Annotated in this window: 16 protein-coding genes; 13 read left to right on the top strand and 3 right to left on the bottom strand. The window is 29.9% G+C overall.

What is annotated here, in order from left to right; genetic code table 4:
* Window positions 1-71: 71 nt before the first annotated feature.
* Genes parE through P690_RS0100860 form a run of 5 tightly spaced genes read left to right on the top strand, consistent with a single transcriptional unit; the run spans window position 72 to window position 7292 of the window.
* Entirely contained in the window at window positions 72-1973 is a 1902-nt protein-coding gene (gene parE / locus P690_RS0100880) for a DNA topoisomerase IV subunit B (protein WP_027121924.1), read from the top strand.
* Window positions 1973-4363, top strand: coding sequence for a DNA topoisomerase IV subunit A (gene parC / locus P690_RS0100875; protein ID WP_027121923.1), 2391 nt, complete (start codon window positions 1973-1975; stop codon window positions 4361-4363). Before parE ends, parC begins: the two co-directional genes overlap by 1 nt.
* A complete protein-coding gene (gene yqeH / locus P690_RS0100870) occupies window positions 4356-5453 on the top strand; it encodes a ribosome biogenesis GTPase YqeH (protein WP_027121922.1) in 1098 nt (365 codons plus the stop codon). The genes parC and yqeH overlap by 8 nt, the downstream gene beginning before the upstream one ends.
* Window positions 5454-5455: 2 nt before the next feature.
* A complete protein-coding gene (locus P690_RS0100865) occupies window positions 5456-6550 on the top strand; it encodes a nicotinate-nucleotide adenylyltransferase (protein WP_027121921.1) in 1095 nt (364 codons plus the stop codon).
* Window positions 6504-7292, top strand: a complete 789-nt coding sequence (locus P690_RS0100860) for a 5'-methylthioadenosine/S-adenosylhomocysteine nucleosidase family protein (protein ID WP_027121920.1) — start codon at window positions 6504-6506, stop codon at window positions 7290-7292. Before P690_RS0100865 ends, P690_RS0100860 begins: the two co-directional genes overlap by 47 nt.
* 344 nt (window positions 7293-7636) lie before the next feature.
* Here P690_RS0100860 and P690_RS04180 read toward each other — a convergent pair whose 3' ends face one another.
* On the bottom strand, window positions 7637-7969 hold the full coding sequence (locus tag P690_RS04180; protein ID WP_051420954.1) for a hypothetical protein: 333 nt from the start codon (window positions 7967-7969) through the stop codon (window positions 7637-7639).
* A 25-nt stretch (window positions 7970-7994) separates the two neighbouring features.
* Complete coding sequence (locus P690_RS04175; RefSeq protein WP_051420953.1) at window positions 7995-8366, bottom strand: hypothetical protein; 372 nt, start codon at window positions 8364-8366, stop codon at window positions 7995-7997.
* Between the two features lie 322 nt (window positions 8367-8688).
* Here P690_RS04175 and P690_RS0100850 point away from each other — a divergent pair, with 322 nt between their 5' ends.
* The 4 genes from P690_RS0100850 (at window position 8689) to P690_RS0100835 (ending at window position 15146) form a co-directional block, all read left to right on the top strand.
* On the top strand, window positions 8689-11151 hold the full coding sequence (locus tag P690_RS0100850; RefSeq protein WP_027121919.1) for a hypothetical protein: 2463 nt from the start codon (window positions 8689-8691) through the stop codon (window positions 11149-11151).
* Window positions 11152-11165: 14 nt separating this feature from the next.
* Entirely contained in the window at window positions 11166-11840 is a 675-nt protein-coding gene (locus P690_RS0100845; RefSeq protein ID WP_027121918.1) for a LemA family protein, read from the top strand.
* 215 nt (window positions 11841-12055) lie between these two features.
* Window positions 12056-12925, top strand: coding sequence for an MAG4940 family membrane protein (locus tag P690_RS0100840; protein WP_027121917.1), 870 nt, complete (start codon window positions 12056-12058; stop codon window positions 12923-12925).
* A complete protein-coding gene (locus P690_RS0100835; protein ID WP_027121916.1) occupies window positions 12870-15146 on the top strand; it encodes an MSC_0775 family lipoprotein in 2277 nt (758 codons plus the stop codon). Before P690_RS0100840 ends, P690_RS0100835 begins: the two co-directional genes overlap by 56 nt.
* 157 nt (window positions 15147-15303) lie before the next feature.
* Here P690_RS0100835 and P690_RS0100830 read toward each other — a convergent pair whose 3' ends face one another.
* On the bottom strand, window positions 15304-16308 hold the full coding sequence (locus P690_RS0100830) for a ribonuclease HIII (protein ID WP_027121915.1): 1005 nt from the start codon (window positions 16306-16308) through the stop codon (window positions 15304-15306).
* 68 nt (window positions 16309-16376) lie between these two features.
* Here P690_RS0100830 and P690_RS0100825 point away from each other — a divergent pair, with 68 nt between their 5' ends.
* From P690_RS0100825 to scpA, 4 genes are all read left to right on the top strand, one after another.
* A complete protein-coding gene (locus P690_RS0100825) occupies window positions 16377-16805 on the top strand; it encodes a hypothetical protein (RefSeq protein ID WP_027121914.1) in 429 nt (142 codons plus the stop codon).
* A 71-nt stretch (window positions 16806-16876) separates the two neighbouring features.
* Window positions 16877-17212: a holo-ACP synthase gene (locus P690_RS0100820; protein ID WP_027121913.1), complete on the top strand. Its 336-nt coding sequence runs from the start codon at window positions 16877-16879 to the stop codon at window positions 17210-17212.
* Window positions 17212-18009 (top strand): lysophospholipid acyltransferase family protein, encoded by a 798-nt coding sequence (locus P690_RS0100815; RefSeq protein WP_027121912.1) that lies wholly within the window; start codon window positions 17212-17214, stop codon window positions 18007-18009. Before P690_RS0100820 ends, P690_RS0100815 begins: the two co-directional genes overlap by 1 nt.
* Window positions 18010-18138: 129 nt before the next feature.
* Window positions 18139-19917, top strand: coding sequence for a segregation/condensation protein A (scpA, locus tag P690_RS0100810; RefSeq protein ID WP_027121911.1), 1779 nt, complete (start codon window positions 18139-18141; stop codon window positions 19915-19917).
* Window positions 19918-19924 lie beyond the last annotated feature (7 nt).

The raw sequence follows: 19924 nt of genomic DNA, 5'->3' as shown, positions 1-19924 counted from the left end.
TAATCAAGATCTTATATAATACTTTTAATGAGTCGATCATTAAAAGTATTTGTTTTTTATATTAAACATTTATGGTATCAAATTACAACGAAAAGCATATTAAAGTACTAAAAGGACTAGAGCCGGTTAGAAAACGCCCTGGGATGTATATTGGTTCAACTGATACACGTGGTTTACACCACTTAGTATGGGAGTTGTTTGATAATGCTGTTGATGAGGCCTTAAATGGTTCAGCATCCAAGATTGAAGTTGTCCACAAGAAGGATGGTTCGATTATGGTTACTGATAATGGTAGAGGAATTCCTGTAGGTAAGAATCCTTCAACCAATCTATCAACAGTAGATACGGTGTATACAGTGTTACATGCTGGTGGAAAGTTTGATGATCAAGCTTATAAGGTTTCAGGAGGTCTACATGGTGTGGGTGCTTCTGTTGTTAATGCATTATCAACAAAATTGATCGTGACCGTTCATCGTGATGGTGGGATGTATGAATCAATCTACCAAGATGGTGGGAAGATTGTTCAACCACTTAAAAAGATTGCAAGTTCAAACAAACACGGAACGATCGTGCAGTTTTGACCTGATCCCACGATTTTTAAAAATATCCAGTTTAATCCTTACATGATTAAAGAACGATTACACGAATCTTCGTTCTTATTTAAAGGATTAAAGATCGTTTTTGTTGATGAGAAAAACCCTGAGTTATCCCAAACTTTTATTGCTAAAGATGGAATCTTAGAATACATAAAATATATTAACGAAAATAAGAAAACGATCTCTAAGATCATTCCATTTAAAGGTAATTATGAAAAGATTGTGGTTGATGGTTGTCTACAATACACTGATAGTGAATCTGAATTAATTATTTCATTTGCTAACTCAGTAAAAACATCTGAAGGTGGTAGTCATGAAAATGGTTTCAAGCAAGCAATGCTTGAAACAATTAATGATTATTCTAAAAAGTATAAACTAATCAACAATAAAGACAAAGGCTTTGATTGAAGCGATATCAAAGAAGGTTTAAGTGTTGTATTAAGTGTTCAGGTTCCTGAAAAGATTATCGCTTATGAAGGTCAAACTAAGAACAAGTTATTTACCCAAGAAGTTAAACTAAGTGTTGCTAAGATCTTAGGACAACAACTATTTTATTTCTTAGAAGAAAACCAAGCAGATGCTAAGCAATTAATTGAGCGCTTTAAATTAATTAAAGAAGCTAAAGAAGCTGCTAAAAAAGCTAAAGAAAATACGAAAAAATTAAAAAGCGCCAAAACTGAACGTGTCTTGTATGGAAAACTCACTCCAGCACAACAAAAAAACCCATTACAAAACGAGATCTTTCTAGTCGAAGGTGATTCAGCTGGTGGAACGGCTAAATCAGGTCGAGATAAACGCTTCCAGGCAATCTTACCCTTAAGGGGTAAGGTGGTAAATGTTGAAAAATCACGACTACAAGATCTCTTAAAAAATGAAGAGATCTTATCAATTATTAGTTGTCTTGGTTGTGGAATTGGTAACAACTTTAATATTAAAAACCTTAAGTATCACAAGATTATTATTATGACTGATGCTGATACGGATGGGGCTCATATCCAAGTATTATTACTAACGTTTTTCTATCGTTATATGAAAGAACTAATCGAACAAGGTAAGGTGTATATCGCACTAGCACCACTTTATAAGATTAGTGCTAAAAATTCGAATAAGTCCGCTTTTGCTTGGGATGATTACCAACTAGATGAACTAAAACAAAAATACAGTTCATATGAAGTCCAACGCTATAAAGGTCTTGGTGAAATGAACTCAGAACAACTATGAACAACAACGATGGATCCAACCAAGCGCCAACTAATCCAGGTATCAATCCAAAATGCTGTCCAAGCTGAACGTAAGGTAAGTATCTTAATGGGTGATGATGCTTCGATTAGAAAAAATTGAATAAACGAAAATGTTGATTTTAGTATTGAAGAATAATGGATAAAAAAAAGATATTTAAAAAAGATCTTGATGATATTATGTCACTTAGCTTTGGTCGGTATGCTAAGTACATTATTCAAGAACGTGCTCTACCTGATATTAGAGATGGATTAAAACCCGTACAAAGACGGGTTTTATATGGGATGTACAATCTTGGGCTTTATTATAATAAGCCCTATCGTAAGGCTGCTGCGACTGTTGGTGAAGTGATCGGGAAATTCCACCCCCACGGAGATTCATCAATCTATGAAGCATTAGTAAGAATGACCCAAAGCTGAAAAAATAATATTCCCTTGATTGACATGCAAGGGAATAATGGTTCAATCGATGGGGACAATGCGGCTGCAATGCGGTATACAGAAGCAAGATTATCCCAGTATGGGAACTTAATGCTTGATCAGATTAACAAAGATACCGTTAGTTTTATCAACAACTTTGATGATAGTGAAGTTGAACCTACGATCTTACCAAGTTTATTACCTAACTTGTTGGTTAATGGCTCAACAGGGATCGCTGCAGGGTATGCTACTAATATCCCACCATTTAACTTAAAAGAGTTAATTGATGTCATCATCCACAGGATTGATGCACCTAACTGTAAGTTAGATTCAATTCTAAAATTAATGCCAGGTCCTGATTTTCCCACAGGGGGAATCATTTTAGATGATGATGGGATTAGAAGTGCTTATGAAACGGGTAAGGGTAAGATCGTAATTCGAGCAACGATCATTAATGAAAATAAAAATCTGATCATCACTGATATTCCGTTTGAAACGAACAAGGCTAGTATCATTCGTTCAATTGAAGAGATCATTGAAGCTAATAAACTTCCTCAACTAGAAGAAGTAAGAGATGAATCCGATCGGTTTGGCATCCGCATTGTACTACAAACCACAACCAAAGAACAAAAAGTTCTTGATACGATCAAGAACTATCTGTACAAATACACCCAACTACAGATCAATTACAGTTTTAACAACGTTGTAATTGATCATAAAAAACCGATCCAAATGTCGATTTTCAACTATTTGGATAGTTATCTTAACCACGCTTATACGATCTTAAAAAATGCAATTGGTTTTGATCTTAAAAAAGATCAAAAACGCCTTGAAGTGATTGCTGGTTTAATTAAAGCAACCAGTATTATTGATCAGATTATTGCGATCATTAAAAAATCTAAAGATAAACAAGACGCAATTAACAACTTAATTGCTAAATATCAATTCAGCACAATTCAAGCTGAAGCAATCGTTTCATTAAGACTTTATCGATTAACTAATACTGATATCTTAGCGCTTAAAGAAGAAAAACAAGTTCTAGATACTAATATCAAACAATACCAGTTATTATTAAATGATCAGAACGCTTTAAATAATCATTTAAAAGAGATCTTAAGGGGATATAAGAAGTTATTTAATACTAAAAGAAGATCAGTAATCGGGGGAAATATTGAGAAGTTAGTGATCAATGAAGCTTCGATTATTGAGAAAAAACAATTATATCTAATCAGTTCAACTGATGGAATGATTAAAACAATTCCTTATGATAATAACAAGAACTTGAATTTATCAACGCTTAAGATTAAACAAGATGATCGTTTAAGTGATCTGATTAAAGTATCATCACTTAATAAGGTGGCTTTTATTACCAACTATGGTAATGTTGTTGTGATTAATGCACACAAGATTAAGCAAGCCAAACCGCGTGAGATTGGCATGGATATCAATGAACTTACCACGATTAAAGATAATGAAAAGATCGTGCGCTTGGTTGAATTAACTAATGAAAAAGCCCGTGTCGTGTTTGTAAGTAAATATGGGATGATCAAACAAGTTAGTGTGAGTGATTTAATTAATATTAAATCAACCAAGCCAACAACTTGTATGAGCTTAAAAGATGATGATGAATTAGTTTATGCTAATCTTGTAAATGATGATAAAGCTGAGATCATCTTGATTACTAAAAACGCTTTTGTTTTGCGTTTTTTCATCAATGAAGTTAATCCGACTGGGCTTAAGTCAATGGGGGTGAGAGCCATTAAGCTTAAAACCAACGATGAGATCATTGGTTTTGATCTAGTTAGCAACTCAATTAACCAATTACTTTTAATTAAAAACAAACAAATTAAACGGTTAAAGATCTCATTGATTGAAAACCAATCTCGAGCAACACAGGGTAAGAATGTAGGTCTTGGTAAGGATAAAAAACCATTAGTGAATGCATATTTATTAAACACAAAAGATGCATCACTATATGGTTTTAGTGATGATAATGAATTAGTTAATCTAGAATTAAACCAGATCATGGTTGGTAATTTATCATCTGAATATCATGATCTGAAAGTTCAATTCAAAGGTTATTTCTTAAATAAACTAGATTATGAATAAGAAGTGTGTTGGTTGTGGTAACTATTTATCAGACAATCCTAATGAGCTTGGGTATTGTGTTGATATCAATCGGTTTGAACTGTGCAAACGTTGTTTTCAGTTCAAACACTACAAGAAGATTGATCAAAAATTAGTTGTTAAAAAAGAAGATATCCAAAACTATCTAAACAGTTTATCACTAGATAATTATTGTGTTTTTTATCTGGTAGATCCAACCAACTTTATCTTTGATCTAGAGATGATCAAACGATCAATAAAGGCTTATCGATTTTATTTAATCTTTAATAAGATCGATTATTTGGCTAAGAAAAACAACCTTAGTGTGATTAAAGATAAGGTGTTAGATAATCTCAAAGATCATGGGATTGATCTTAATCCAAATCAGATCTTGTTTAATTCGATCTATCTTACTTATGATCTAAGAAAGATCGATCGGTTGGTTAAAAAAGCTTATGAACACAAAAAGAAGGCGATCTTTCTAGGGCAATCTAATGTGGGAAAATCTTCATTAATCAACAAGATCTTAAAACTTAATGATATTGATAAAAAAGCTTATCTAACCACTTCACCTTATTTAAATACGACCCTTCAGATCAATCAGATCAAAAAACGTGATTTTTGTTTACTCGACACGCCTGGTTATCTTGATGAAAGCAACGGTTTTTTTGATCTGATTCCAAAACGGATTAAGCGCTTGGTTTCTTACCAATGAAAAAATCCTGTAACATACCAGATTACATCTAACCAGATCTTTTATTGCGAGGATTTTTTCAAACTCAAAGTGTATTTAGCTAAAGATACAACAAAAAGTTCGATCACATTTTATTGTCCAACCGCACTAAGAATCCATCGCACTTCAACAAAAAACGAACAACTAATTGATCATAAACTTAACCAGATCTTTAGTGATCTGAATGAGTTTAATTACCTTAACAATGAGCAATTAAAAAACTACAACATTAGTCTAAACAAAGATAACTTATTAGTTAACGGAGTTTGTTTAATCAAATTTAATAAGGGAATTGATAAAGTTGAACTTTATCACAAAGACAAGATTGATACTTATTTATTGAATAACAGTTTAATTTAATAATGAAAAAGATAATCATTTTTGGTGGGAGTTTTAACCCGATTCACAACGGTCATGTAATGATCGCAACAAAAGCCTTAGAACAAATTAACGCTGATCGGATTTATTTTGTGCCAACACATAAATCAACGTTTAAACAGCCGTTTAATATCAGCGATGTGCATCGCAAGAAAATGATTCAAAATATCATTAAGCAAAATGATAAATTTCATTTTAATTGGTTTGAACTTAATACTAAGAATGAGAAGAGTTATTTAACTGTTAAGTATTTTAAAAAGAAGTTTGAAAACGCGCAGATTTATTTTTTAATTGGTAGTGATAACCTAGAGAAGTTTCATCTGTGAGATGAAGCTCAGATGATGGCTAATGATTGTCAGATGTTATATTATCTAAGAGATAATAAGTTTAGCAATCATGAAAATATTAAGAAATTTAATTTCTTAAAGATTGATGGGGATAATTATCAGATCTCATCAACAGCAATTAGAAACGGAACACAAGTAGTTGGTTGTGTTGATCAAAAGAATTTAACTTATATCAACGAGCATGGGTTGTATATTAATGACCGCTTAAAATATTTCTTAAAATCTAATGAGCGTTATGAGCACTGTTTAAGGGTGGGTCAGTTGGCTAGAAAACTAGCACAATACAATTATCCCAATTTAGCTCAAAAAGCTTATGTTGCTGGTTGTTATCACGATTTAGCCAAAGAACTTGATGAAAAAACGATGTTAAAATATCGTGATCATTCTGATCCCGAACTATTTCCCGAACCTTATAAAAAAGGCTTAGGTTATCGTGTATTACATGGTTATGTAGGCGCTTGGATAGTTCAACACCAATATGGTTATAACGATCAAGAATTAATTAATGCGATCTATTATCATACGATTATTAACAGCGATCCCACACCCCTAGAAAAGATCGTATATTTGGCTGATAAACTTGAACCTGATCGGGTAAAACAAGATATTAATCGTTACTTTAAGATTAATAAAGCTAAATCCTTGGCTTATAAAAATATTCACCAAGCTTTTAAATTAACACATGATGAAATTAGGAAATATATTCAACTTACTAAAAAACAAGAATCCTAAACAACCTAAAAAATATGTAATTATTGCAGCAATGCAAGAAGAGGTTGAACTGATTATAAAAAAGTATCACTATCAAAAAGATCGTGATTCGATCTTTACTTACAGTTCAGATCAATTAGCTGATATTGATATTGCGATCTGTGGAATTGGTAAAGCTAATGCGGCAAGTTGTACCCAACACCTTATAGATCAAAATCACTATAAGAACATTATTAATATCGGGATTGCGGGTAGTTTGAATGCCAAACTTAAACCAGCTCAACTAGTTGAGGTTAATAAACTAATCTATGGTGATGTTGATGTTACTTATTTTAACTACCAATATGGTCAGATTCCTAAATTACCTGAAAGTTATATCTTAAAAACTGGTGAGTATACTTGTGTAAGTACGGATAGTTTTATTAGTAAGTTTAATTATGAACAAATCATTAAAAAGTTGAATCAACCAGTAGATTTGTTTGAGATGGAAGCTTGTGCAATTGCCCAAATTTGTCATACTAACAACTTTAAGAACTTAAAGATTTATAAAGTGGTATCTGATTATATTCGCCTGAATGAATTAAACCATAAGTTAGATGAAGAATTCAGCGAACATGTATTAGATAAAGTTGATTATCGTTTTAAGGTTATAGATCAAGTTAATAATCAAGAATTAATTATTAATCGGGACGAATTAATTAATCATGCTTACCAAGTAATCTTTAATTGGTTTGTACAAAAATTTGATCAAGCAAATGGTTAGTTATTAAATAAAAATTTACAAAAATAATATGGGAAAAATTAATTGCTCATATTTTTTTATACACACTCTATTGTTAGGCACCAAAATAATTTTTTGATTTCATATTATTTACTTCATTTGATATACAAAAAACCTTAAATAATGATTAGTTATTTGTTTAATGAATAAAACCTTATTAATATCCAAACTGGTTAATTGAACAAATCAATTTTATTGTCGGTTATTCTGCAGTCGATTTTTCATTCTTGCTGCTTCTTATTTGAATCAGTTTTTCAAATAAAGAAGATTCATGCTAAAGGAACAAACATTAAAATTCTTGTTTTTCTAGAAAACACCCCAGCTTTTTAATAGATAGCTAATCAAGATAGATAAAAACCAACAAACAATAGATTTGCTAATAATATTGTTCCTGAGATTGTAGTTATTAAGTTGCTAAAGTCATAAGTTATTGGCGTATCTTCACCAACAACTGTTGGTACAGGTTGATTCCAGTAATTTTCTACACTTCCATCACCATAACTAGAGAAATAAAGTCAACCAAGATAAACAAACAATCATTGAATTATATCAGCTGATATTAGAACTAAAACTAATCTTAATTCATTTTTTGTAATTACCTTAGGTAATACAAAAGGATCACTATCTAAAATTATGCACACAGTAAAGATGATGAACACAAACAAGAGTATGTGATATGTAGCTTTACTTATTACTGTAAACAGTGAAGTTAAGAAAGTCAATAGAATAAGCGTTAGCGACATCTTTTGAAGGTGTTAGATAATACCCAAATGCATAATTTAATGAAATATATGATGCATAAGCAATATAACCAATCATAAAACCGATATATATTAGGGTTAAATAGATTATGGTTAATCTTAATTTGATTCTAAATACCACTCGATTAGATTGTAATGGGTTTAGATATCACTTTGAATTAGTATTTGAATCATTAGTTAACTGGTTATCACTAAATTGGTTAGAATTTAATCGATTTATGAATAATGCTGAAAAAGGAATTACTGATAAGAATCGCAATCTAGCTTTAAATGCACCAAGTTTTAAGTAAGGCAAAAACAAAGCTATATACATATCTATAAATAAAATATTTCACAAGGTGAAAAGATCCTTATTGTAAAAATAAGGAAGAATAGCTTCGTTCCCATATCATTCCCAAACCAACATTATTTCATAAGATAGGGCTATTAAATTGAGGAAGATATATGCAATATAATGATTTATACACGGTTATTTTGTTGTGAATATCACAACCTAAGTCATGTTTTAAAACTAGAATATAATTATTTTTTAAATAACCTATAATCTTATAAGTATCTGTTAATTTGTTAACAAATTAATAAATTTTTAAGTACTAATTAAAAAATTAATTGAATTTATGAAAGATAAAGTTGAAAGCGATAACCAACAAGAAAATAATAATGAGCTAAAAGTTGAAAATCTAAGTGATCAAAATCATGTTGTTGGTGATTACATTGATGATCAATTAAGATCTAATAATGATTCAATACAAAATCAACAAGAAGTTGAATACGCTAAACAAGATCATCAAAATAACAATGATCAACAGCAACAACAAAACAACAACGAATTGGTTGCTCAACAATCAACTAATGTTGAACAAAGCAATCACGAACAAGATCATGATGATAATGAAAAAGACGTTGATCAAAAAGGTGATACTAAAACTGAATTACCACCATTAATGGATGAAAAAACATCTTTTAGTATTAGCAAACTATTCGAACCATCTAACTTAGCATTATTACCAATCCCAGGTTTTATTAATAGTTATGCTAATAACAATACCAAACAAGAAGAAAACAACGGTAAATTTCACCTTAATTATTCTGATGTTACAGTTGATCCTATTAAGAACTTTTATGAAAAGATCGTTAATTCAGTTGACCCATTAATTGAAGAATACATGGGTAAAATTGTTAACGAAGATCACCAACCTTTTAAGCAACAACAAGTATTAGTTGATGAATGTAACAAGATTAATAAAAAGATGAAAGATCTTTATAAGAGTCAAAAGATTCTTGGACGTAAGATTGCTAATGTCTTTATTTTTATCTCATTTTTCTTAATTTTTGGTCTTGCATTAATTCCGATCTATTTAAAGAATAAAAGAATTATTAAAGATTTTAATAATTATGAAAATTCACGGCAAAATGAGCTAAATCAGTTATGATGAACAAGTTATGGTTTAAGTATACAGTTTGCTTCAAGAATTAATTTTAATGAGATTGTTAAGTTTATTGCTAAAAGACTTAATTTAGGGTTTTCAAACTATTGTTCGCAAGATACATATCAGTTTATTAGTAAATGTATGGACAATTTTTTAGATGTACAAAGTTCATTTATTTGAGCTTATAAAAATACTGAGATAACTGATTGTGTAGCAAACTATAAAGAATGAAAAATGGTTACAACTTCAAACGCGATGAGTTTTCCATACACCGCAGTTGAAACTTACACAACTTCAAATGGTCGAACAGCTACTAGAACTGTAACTCGATATGAAACACTAGTAGCATACCACCATGAACGAACTCCGTTTTTTGATGATAAACACTTCCAAATCTTAAAAACCAACTTCAAACCAGAACTGAATTTCATGACCAATGTTAAATCAAAAAACGATAAATCTAAGGTCAAAAAATTCATAATGTTTGAAAACAAAGAGTTTTCAAAAACAATGCGCATTACTAACGACAATAATGAGATCAGTGCTGATCTATTAGAGTTCTTTACAATCAAATCGCAAGAAGATTATCTGAAGTGAACTAAAGAATTAAACCACGATTTTAACATTACTAAAACTGGGCATTTTTTAACCAATGATTATGTTGATACTAATTACGAATTAGATGTAATAACAAAACCGCCCAAAAAACTATCTAAAAAAGAAAAGAATAATCTAAGTCCTTTATATAACTACAGCTCAACTGATCTGAATGTTGCTTATCATATCAATAAGTTCAATCTTAAACATCTAGTATATGATAAAAAGCAAACGATTGCTGAACTGATTGAAGTAATTAAACAAGCAATCAAGTACTATGTAAGTGATTGAGCAGTACAAGTTACTCCGTTCTTGCTATCACCAGTTATCAACCGAGAATGATGTTCAGATGACAACAATTATAAGATCTCTAACTCGGGTAATTTTTCAACTACAGAATCAAGTAAAGAAAAACCAAGTTATGACTATTTACTAAATAAGGTATACAACAATGGTTTAATCTACTTTAATAAAGCAAAAGCTTCAACCAAAGCTTGGTTTGATATCAATAAAATTAATTTGGACAAGGAATTCTTAGTATTTGATATTGATAATAATTCTTACCACGGGGTAAATGAAATTGACTATGTAGTCGTTGTTGGTGTTCACGTTGGACCAAAAACAATTCCTGTATCTTATGTAAGATATTATCCCGTTTCTGAACCAAAAACAGTTTATTTCTTACCTAAGAGAAAAGATAATAATAACAACTTTATTATTAGTAATAAAAAATGAAATTCATTTTTTGATATCGCTAACCAATCAAATATTCCAGTTGATAATATCAATAAGATTAAATTTAATCCAAACACTAGTCTAGAATTTTTAGATCCTTACCGAGTTTTAAAAGATTCAAGTAATCAAGCTTATATAGATCTATTAGATCAGATACAAAATAACTGCACTAAACATATTCACGTTCAAGCTAATGATGATGGTTATTTTATCTTTGTAAATACAACAACAACTCAAGATCTTGAGCAAGAGATATTTGTCAAATCAATTGCGAAATTAAAAAACAATTTATTAGAATTAAGAGAATTAGAAAGTTAATAACAAAAAGATATATGTTAGTAGATCCAACAAAACAAACTGCTGAAGGGTTTAATCCGAATGTTGATAACACGACATTCAAAGCCCAAGCATCATCTGGTGATGTTGCTTTATGATGGTTTTTATACTGTTTATCATGGTTAACAATCATTGGGGGAATCATTTTAACAGTTAAATGATACCAATGGGGTAATATGTTAAGAACCAAGCAAACCGAAATTAATCAAGCTGCTAGTGGTATTGATGTTAACCTAGTTAAGAGAAAAGATACTTTATTAAAGCTATTAGAACAAACTAAAGCTTACATGAAGTTTGAAAAAGGTACTCTTGAAAACATTACCAAATTACGTTCACTATCAAATGGAACAACTGATGTGAACAAAATGAATGATGCTGAAAATATTATTAACTCAGTATCACGTGATATCAATTTACAGTTTGAAAACTACCCAAACCTAAAAGCATCTTCAATCGTGGCTGAACTAATGAGTAGCAGTCAATACATCGAAGCTGAAATCTCAGCAAGCAGAAGACTTTACAACACTAAAGTAACTGATTTCAACCAAGAGATCGTAAGCTTCCCTGTTTCAGTTAAAGCTAAGAAAATGAATTGTCATTCATTACCATTGTTTGTTGCTTCAGTTGAAGCAAAACAAGATGTAAAAATGGACAGCTTATCTGATCTGTAAAAAAAGCTTTAAATTACTTAAACTAAGATGGTTATGAATTTACTTAGATTAAATTCATAACCATATTTTTTTATTTTGTTTAAACACGGTCGACCTTAATTTTATTTTAGTGTTGTCTTTGAACAGCTTTTATTTTAGATGGGTATATAATAAGGTTGCTTTAAATTTAATATAAATTTAATCTGTTTATAAGCTAAAAAAAAGATTAAGGTAGTTTGATGAGAAGCTTAAATATTCTTACGAAAACGTGAGATTATGGAACTGCAATTACAGAATTTGGTGCAAATTTTGTTTTGGCGTTTTTAATCATGTTCGTTTTCATGATTATTCGTAGTAAAAAGATCGAAAACAAATTAGTCATCAGTTCGTTTTTTGTTTTTGTTGTTTTTATTAGCATAATCTCCACCTGAGCATGAGCAAGAGTTTTAATGGACTCATTTCCAATTGTTTATTTAAACCCAATCAATGTGATATTTGATGCAATTGTGCAGATAGTTAATTTAAAAAACTCTAGTACTAGTAATTTAACCGATTCACTAAAAGGGCTTGGTTATATCTTACCAATGCAATTAGTTGGAGTTTTGACTGGTTTTATTTGCTTTTATATCTTGTATGTTTTGATAACAAAAAGTAAACAAACATATATTAAAGCGGTCGCTTTTAATCAGATCTTATTTAAAACCGATAATCAAAAAACGGTTTATTTTGCTTTTAAAGATTTTATCTTTATCTTAATTTATACAGCAGTTATTCCGATGATTAGTTTGATCAATCCTGTCGCTTCAGGATTGAGGCGAATTGACTATCTAATAGTTAGTATGATCGTTTTATTCGTGATCATTTATTTATCATCGTTTTTTGAATTCTATACGTTTGATATCTTCTTGTCGTTTGCTTTTGCAATCTTTTCAACAATCTTTTTATTGATTGATAAGAATAACGATAAACAAACGATTAAAACTGAGCTAAAAAATACCTGATTGCATTTTTTAATTTCGTTAATTATTACGTTGGTAATTGCAACTGTTGTTGCAATCATCGTTTATCAAATTTTTATCCAAGGACAACACCGTGTTACGATCTAAGAAATCAAAAATTATATGAACTTTATTTAAATCTTTTGCAGTAATTATCAGCCCAATTGCTTTTACTACATTAGCTAGTTGTTATGCACCCAAAGACAGTTCTAAGCCACCACAAGATAATAAGAAAGAACAAAAAATCGGAATAAATTTAGCTAGCTTTGATAAATTAAACAATGCTACTGATCTATTACAATGAAAAGATCCTGAGTCAAAAACTTCAGAGATGGAAATTGGTAATGTCTTAAAAAATAAGTTTATTAAGAATAATTTACAACTAAAAGTTGATCAGATTAAACAAATTCTAGCTGATGATTATAAAGTTAGCCAAGATGATTTTACTAACTACAGTTTTAATATCAAATACAATGAAGTTTTTTATGATCGCAACAACCCCGATCAGTTAGTAGTACCCACTGAAATATTAAGAAAAGTGCAATTGCCAAATTCAACTTCTAGCAATCTATATCAAGGTCATGTATATAATCTTATCTTAGCTGGGTTTAAACCAGATAATAAGTATGCTCGATTTGATGAATATAAAAACAAAATTCAAGAGTTTAAAACATCTCATCCAATTCAAAAAGTTGATCTAGACAATCTTGATCTTGGGGATTTATTACTATATTCGCAAGCAAAACTTAAGAGTTTAAAAATTGAGTTTAAAGATTTCAATAATTCTGATCTATATCAAGGTTTAAGTGATCAAGAAAAAATTGATCAAGCTAATACATATAATTCTAAGAAAACATTCACACCAAAATATAGTGCTTTTGTTAAAAGCGTAAAGATTTCAGATGATCTAAAAAAACTGCATTTCACAATAAGAATTGCATATGGTTTTAGTTCATATCAATGAAATAATGATTTTAATTCTTATGGTGAAGATCTGCAATTTGATCAAGATATTAATAAAGAATTAACTGCACAAGATTATCAAAAAATTGCTTTAGCCAATCTTAATATTCAATTAGCTGATTTTTCATCAATCACCAACTACGATTTTGCCAACTTTAATGTTGATGATTTCTATCCATTTTCTAAAAATGAAAATTTAATTAAATTCAAAATAATTGAAGCCATCAACCCTTCAGTTCAAAATAAAAACGCAACGTTTAAGATCAAAACAACTTCTGATCTACAACAACTTAACAATCTAGATTTAGAGCAAATCTATGGGGTGAAAAAACACCTTAATCTGTTTAGTGATCCACAACTTGATCAATCAACTAAGATCTATGATCTTCATACAGGTTTATTAGGTCAAGAACAACTATCTAAGATTAGTAGTGATCTATTTACATATTTAAATAACACAAATGTAATTGCTGGTGGTTATGGACAGATCAGGGGTTTTTATGCTAACAATAAAACCCCAGCACAACTTCATTTAGGTGAAGATCTTTTAGTTAATGCTAACACCTTATTAAAAGCGCCAGTCGATGCTGATGTTGTTAGTGTGTTTGACCGAAAATCTGATAATATAGGTACAGGCATTGGAACATCTGTGATTTTAAGAATTAAAGCAAAAGATCTAAGCAACCTGATTGATCAAGATGTTTATGAAGATTATTTTGCTTCTTCTGAATATATTTATCTAGGGATCATCCATTTAGATGGTCAAAAAACACAAGACCAATTAAACCAGATCTTAAACAAACAAGGTAATGTGAATAGACAACTAAACTGAATCAATAAAAACCAAAAGGATTCTTATTTAGATATTAGATTAGATAACCCGATTAGTTTAAAAGCAAATGATGCGTTTGCTGTTGTAGGTGAATCTGATCAAAATGGCGGTTGATTACCTCATGCTCATATTGCTTTAATGGCTGATAGCAGTTTAATAACTGATCCTAACGGATATGTATATCCCGATCGAAATAATTACTTAAGTCCAAGAAATTTAGATCGAATGAACAATCCGGGCAAACGTCCATTTTTTCAAGTTCCAGGGGTTGCTTATGGATTAGGATCAACAACTTATTATAAAACTGATCCTAACGCTAATGAGATAATGCAAGAAGTTGATGGTAAACAAAGCAAAGTTTTAGTTAATAATGATCCTTTCATTGATCAGAATATTAATATTCAAAGTTTTGAAACAAAAGGCTTATTGGATCCGAACTTGCTTTTCCAATTTAGAAACCAAGATACTTACATTGCTAAACTAAGAGATTATTTCAAAGAATCGTTTCCAAACGAACCAAAATTACAAGAATAAAAACAGACCTGTTGAATTAACGTTCAACAGGTCTGTTTTCACTTAAAAAATCAGCAATATCATCTTTTACTTAGCTATAAAAAATAAAAATCATTTGATTAAATGAATTTTTATTTCTTTTAGTTAATTAAGACATATCTTGTATAGCAAGCTATTATTATTTTAATGATTCTAAGAATTCTTGAAATGGCTTAAAAAACACTTTGAAGACTTTTTTTCAGTTATAACCAGGATTAGCTTTAATGTGTTTTTTGATTAGTTCAAAGGTTTTATTATCAGCGCCTAACATCTTTTTATAATCGCCTTGATAATTGATCTTATCTAGTAACTTTTTACATAATTCTAGATAATAAGCTCTAGCTAATATGCTTGCTACTGCTACACTTAAATACTTAGATTCAGCTTTTTCTTCCATCATATCAATCTTAATGATCGGACTAACTTGATAATTATTTAAGTGTTCGTAGTATTTTTTTTCATTAACAAATTGATCCAAAACAATCATATTGCTAATTCCGTATTTTTGTTTAAATAAGCTTAAGCCTGCATTGTGCATATATGCTTTTAGCGCATTAATATTTTTTAGTTGGTCATACATTTGGTTAAATTCAAGTGCGCCTTTTTTAGGATTAAAACAAAAGATTTGAAACTTAATGAATTTTCTTAATTCATTAGCAATACTTACAATCTTATCATCGGTTAGTAGTTTAGAATCTTTTACGCCAAGTCGATTGATTTGATCAATTTGATCATCACTAACTAAAGCACAACATGTAACGATCGGACCAAGATATTCGCCAACACCAACCTCATCACAACCAATCAAACTTAGGTTAGATAAATCAGGCTTATTATTGGTTAGTTTACTTTTTTTATTATTAGTGGTTTTTTTAACTTGTTTATTTTGATTACTATTTGTTCAAAAACAATACTTATCAATAAATTCTTCTAAATGTGTTGAATTAGCTGATTTAGTTAATTGAATGAGGATGCTATTTGATTTATAAACACTAATAATTAAGTAGTCTAGATAATTAAACTGCTTGTAAATTAATACATTATTATTATTATTATTATCAATCTCATACGTTTTTAATTGATCAACAAAACGCTTAATTATATCATTTGATAAGTTCTTAATTGAATAAGTGTTGTTTGACATAAATCTAATCCTAAAAAGATTTTTGATATTCTAAAATATACAAAAGTTTATATTAAGAAAAATTTAAAATGGCTCAAAACAACAAAAAAATTGATTTAATTACTGCTAGAGAATTAGAAAAGATCTCTTTTAAATATAACAATGAAGGTGAATATGATTCACAAGAAGTTGATAAAGTCTTAGATCGTGTGATCGATTGTTTGAAGTTTTATGAAAACCAAGTCAAGCGATTAGAACAATACGAACAACACGTAAAAAAGCTGCAAGATGACATTGAAAAGTTAAAACAAATCAATGGTGATCAACGTGTGCATATTGAAGAGATGATTGAAAACGGTTATGATCGCGTGGCTTTCATGAATAAAACAACGCAGTTAGAAAAGTCTTTAATGTCTTTATCTGCGATTGCAAGTCAGGTTACTAGAATGGAAAATATGGTATCCAGAATTTTTAGTGAAGTCGACATGATTAAAAAAATCTTATCTCATCAGCGATAAGTTTTACGAATTAAGTCGTTTATTATATAATAATAAGAGTAGAAAAATATTTCATAAATAAGGAAAAAAACATGATAATCGGTGTTGGTATTGACGTTGTAAGTATTGATAGATTTCAAGCTAAGAAATCTGATGAATTCATCAAGAAACTTTTAACAGAACACGAACAAAACAAATATAAGACTGTTATTGGTGAATCAAACCAAAACATCTTCTTAGCGATCAGATGGTCACTAAAAGAAGCGATTTTTAAAGCGCTTAAGACTTGAGATGAATTCACTCAATTAGAAATCCGTAAAATTCACGGTGCTTATGAATGCTCTTTAAACGAAAAAATTAAGCTACACCTTTCTATCTCTCACGAAGGTCAAAGATTAGTAGCAATGGCAGTTGCTGAAAGAGTTTAATGCATTTCATTATCCGTTTATTAAGCTTTTTAATCTTCCCTTTTGTTGGTATTGAGTTTATATTCAGATATTTAATTGCTTTAATCAAAGCTAGTATATATAAAAATAACAGCTCTTTTTACACAAAAGAAAACCGTTATAAAACTGTATATATTCTAGCTTGCAGAGTAATCTTTTTTAAGGGTCTGAAGATTAAACTAAAAAATGAGGATTTAATTCCTAAAAAACCGGTTTTATTTATTGGTAATCACAAATCAAATATCGATCCGTTTGTGATGATCTGATTAGCAAACCATTTAAAAGAAATTACCGAACTAACTTTTGTTGCTAAGGCTGAATTAAAAAACAAATCTATTGGCAAGATTATGTCATTAATTGATGTCATCTTTATTGATCGTAAAAGTATCAGACAAGCAGCAAAGGCTACTTTAGATGAAATTGAACTATTAAAAAATACTTCAGTTTGTGTCTTTGCTGAAGGGACAAGAGTTTTTTCTCACGAATTAGGTGAGTTTAAACCAGGAGCAATTAAAGCTGCTTATAAAGCTTTTTGTCCGATCGTTCCATTTAGTTTATTCAACTCACAAGGTAGAATGGAAAAGATTTCAGAAAAAAACAGACCTGTTCAATCAGGGTTTAAAAAGGCTAGATCTAATAAGATTTATATCGAATTCTTAAAACCACTAAAACCAATTGATTATTCGCGAACCGAATCAACATACATTATTAACAGTATTAAAGAGCGAATTCAAGAAACATACAATAAGCAACTAGCTGAATTTAATAATCAAAGATAAGAAAATCTAATAAAACAGTTATCAATAATCTTGGTAGCTGTTTTGCTATTTTTATAAATAAAAATAAGAAAAGCTGAGTTATTTTTAAAAATATAATGTGCTAAAAATTAAAGTAACAAATTAACGATTATGATCAAACTTATCTGGTGCGAAGATGTCAATCACGGCATTGCTAAAAACAACCAAATTCCATGGAAGATTGCTGATGAACTAAAACATTTTAAAGAAAGCACAACCAATCACCCAATCATTATGGGGTATAACACCTATGCTGCGATTAACAGTATTTTGGACAATCGTGCTAATATCGTGATTAGCAAAAAACATCAACACGAATTGAAAAATAAGAATGAATTATTCTTATATTCAGATATTAAAAAAGCGTTAATTGATTTTAGTATTGTTGATCTTTTTATTATTGGTGGCAAGAAAACGATTGAAAACTCTCTTAAATATGCTGATCAATTAGTTGTATCTAAATTAAACCAAGATTATGAATGCGATCTTTTTGTTAATATCGATTATGACGATTTTAGTTTAGTAGATACCAAAGTTCATGATCAGTTTGTTGTTGAGTATTGAAATCGCAAGCCAAATACTAAAAAACCAGAAGATTTAATTGAAGAACTAAATATTAATCTAAATGATGATTTCTTAAATCTCTCATTCAAACATTTTAGTGGTCCGTTTGACTTATTGCTTCATTTAATTAAGGATAAGAAGATGGATATTATGGCGCTTGATCTATTCGAGTTAGCCAATCAATATTTTGAATACATTAACAAGCATATGATTAATCTTGATGTGGTTTCAGATTATTTATATATGGCTTGTGAACTATTAAGAATTAAATCTGATTTATCGATTCCCGACTTTGATAGTGAAGAAAAGATCGATCTAAATAACGACGATGAACGCGATCGTATTGTTAAACGAATCATTGAATATAAACGTTATTCAGAGCTCTTACCATCATTACAGAAGATGCAATTAGAACGTTTCTCATTATTTTCTAAAGAAGAAGATGATTGAGATGTTTTCAAATTAACAAGTAATGATTTACTTGAAGCCCCATTACCTGATTATGTTAATCCCAAAAAACTAAAAAAAGCAATGGAGCGGGTGTTTGAAAAACTAAAGATTAAAACAATCACTGAGCATAAGATTGTTATTGAAGAACTATCAATCGAAGATGTTAAAACTGAAATTTTAGCAATCATCAAATCATTACTAAACAATCAATATGATCATTCTGTTGATTTAGAAAAAATCTTTGAAAAGATCGATCCAAAGAAATTAACCTTACGCTATTTTGTTACAGCATTTGTTTGTTTATTAATGTTAGTCCGTGAACAAAAAATTGATTTATCTCAAAAAAGTGATGATGATCTAATTTATGCTTGTTTAGTTGATCCTAGTACGATCATCTATAATCAAGAATCGATTCAAGAAGTGATTGAACGCCAACAACATGATGAAAAAGAATTGGCTGAATCAATTAAAAAGATTCAAGAAGAAAGAAGAAAAAGTTTCTTTAAACAACGCGAAGAGTACCTAAAGAAAAAATATGGTGAGTATTATGTTTCACGCGAAGATTATCAAAAGCTCTCACCTGAAGAAAAAATCAATATCCGTATTAACCAGCGTAAGATTGACGAACAAGAAAAACTAAATAAGGCTAAAGAACAAAACTTGCTAGATGAAAACAATGAGATCATTGATCTAAAAACAAAAAAACCAAGTGCTAAACAAATTTTATATGAAGCTGATCTGATTGTAAAACAGCTTGATGATCTAATTAATGACAAGCAAGAAGACTATGATTCTCAAGCAGAACTTGAAGCATTACACACTGGTTTGATCAAACTTGATGATGAACAAAATGAAGAATCACCAAAAGAAGAGTAAATAAGCT

Origin of the sequence: Mycoplasma imitans ATCC 51306 (assembly GCF_000518305.1) — a bacterium.
GTDB lineage: Bacteria > Bacillota_I > Bacilli_A > Mycoplasmatales > Mycoplasmoidaceae > Mycoplasmoides > Mycoplasmoides imitans.
Note: the sequence above shows the minus strand (reverse complement) of the source record. Positions and strands in the feature narration are given on the sequence as shown.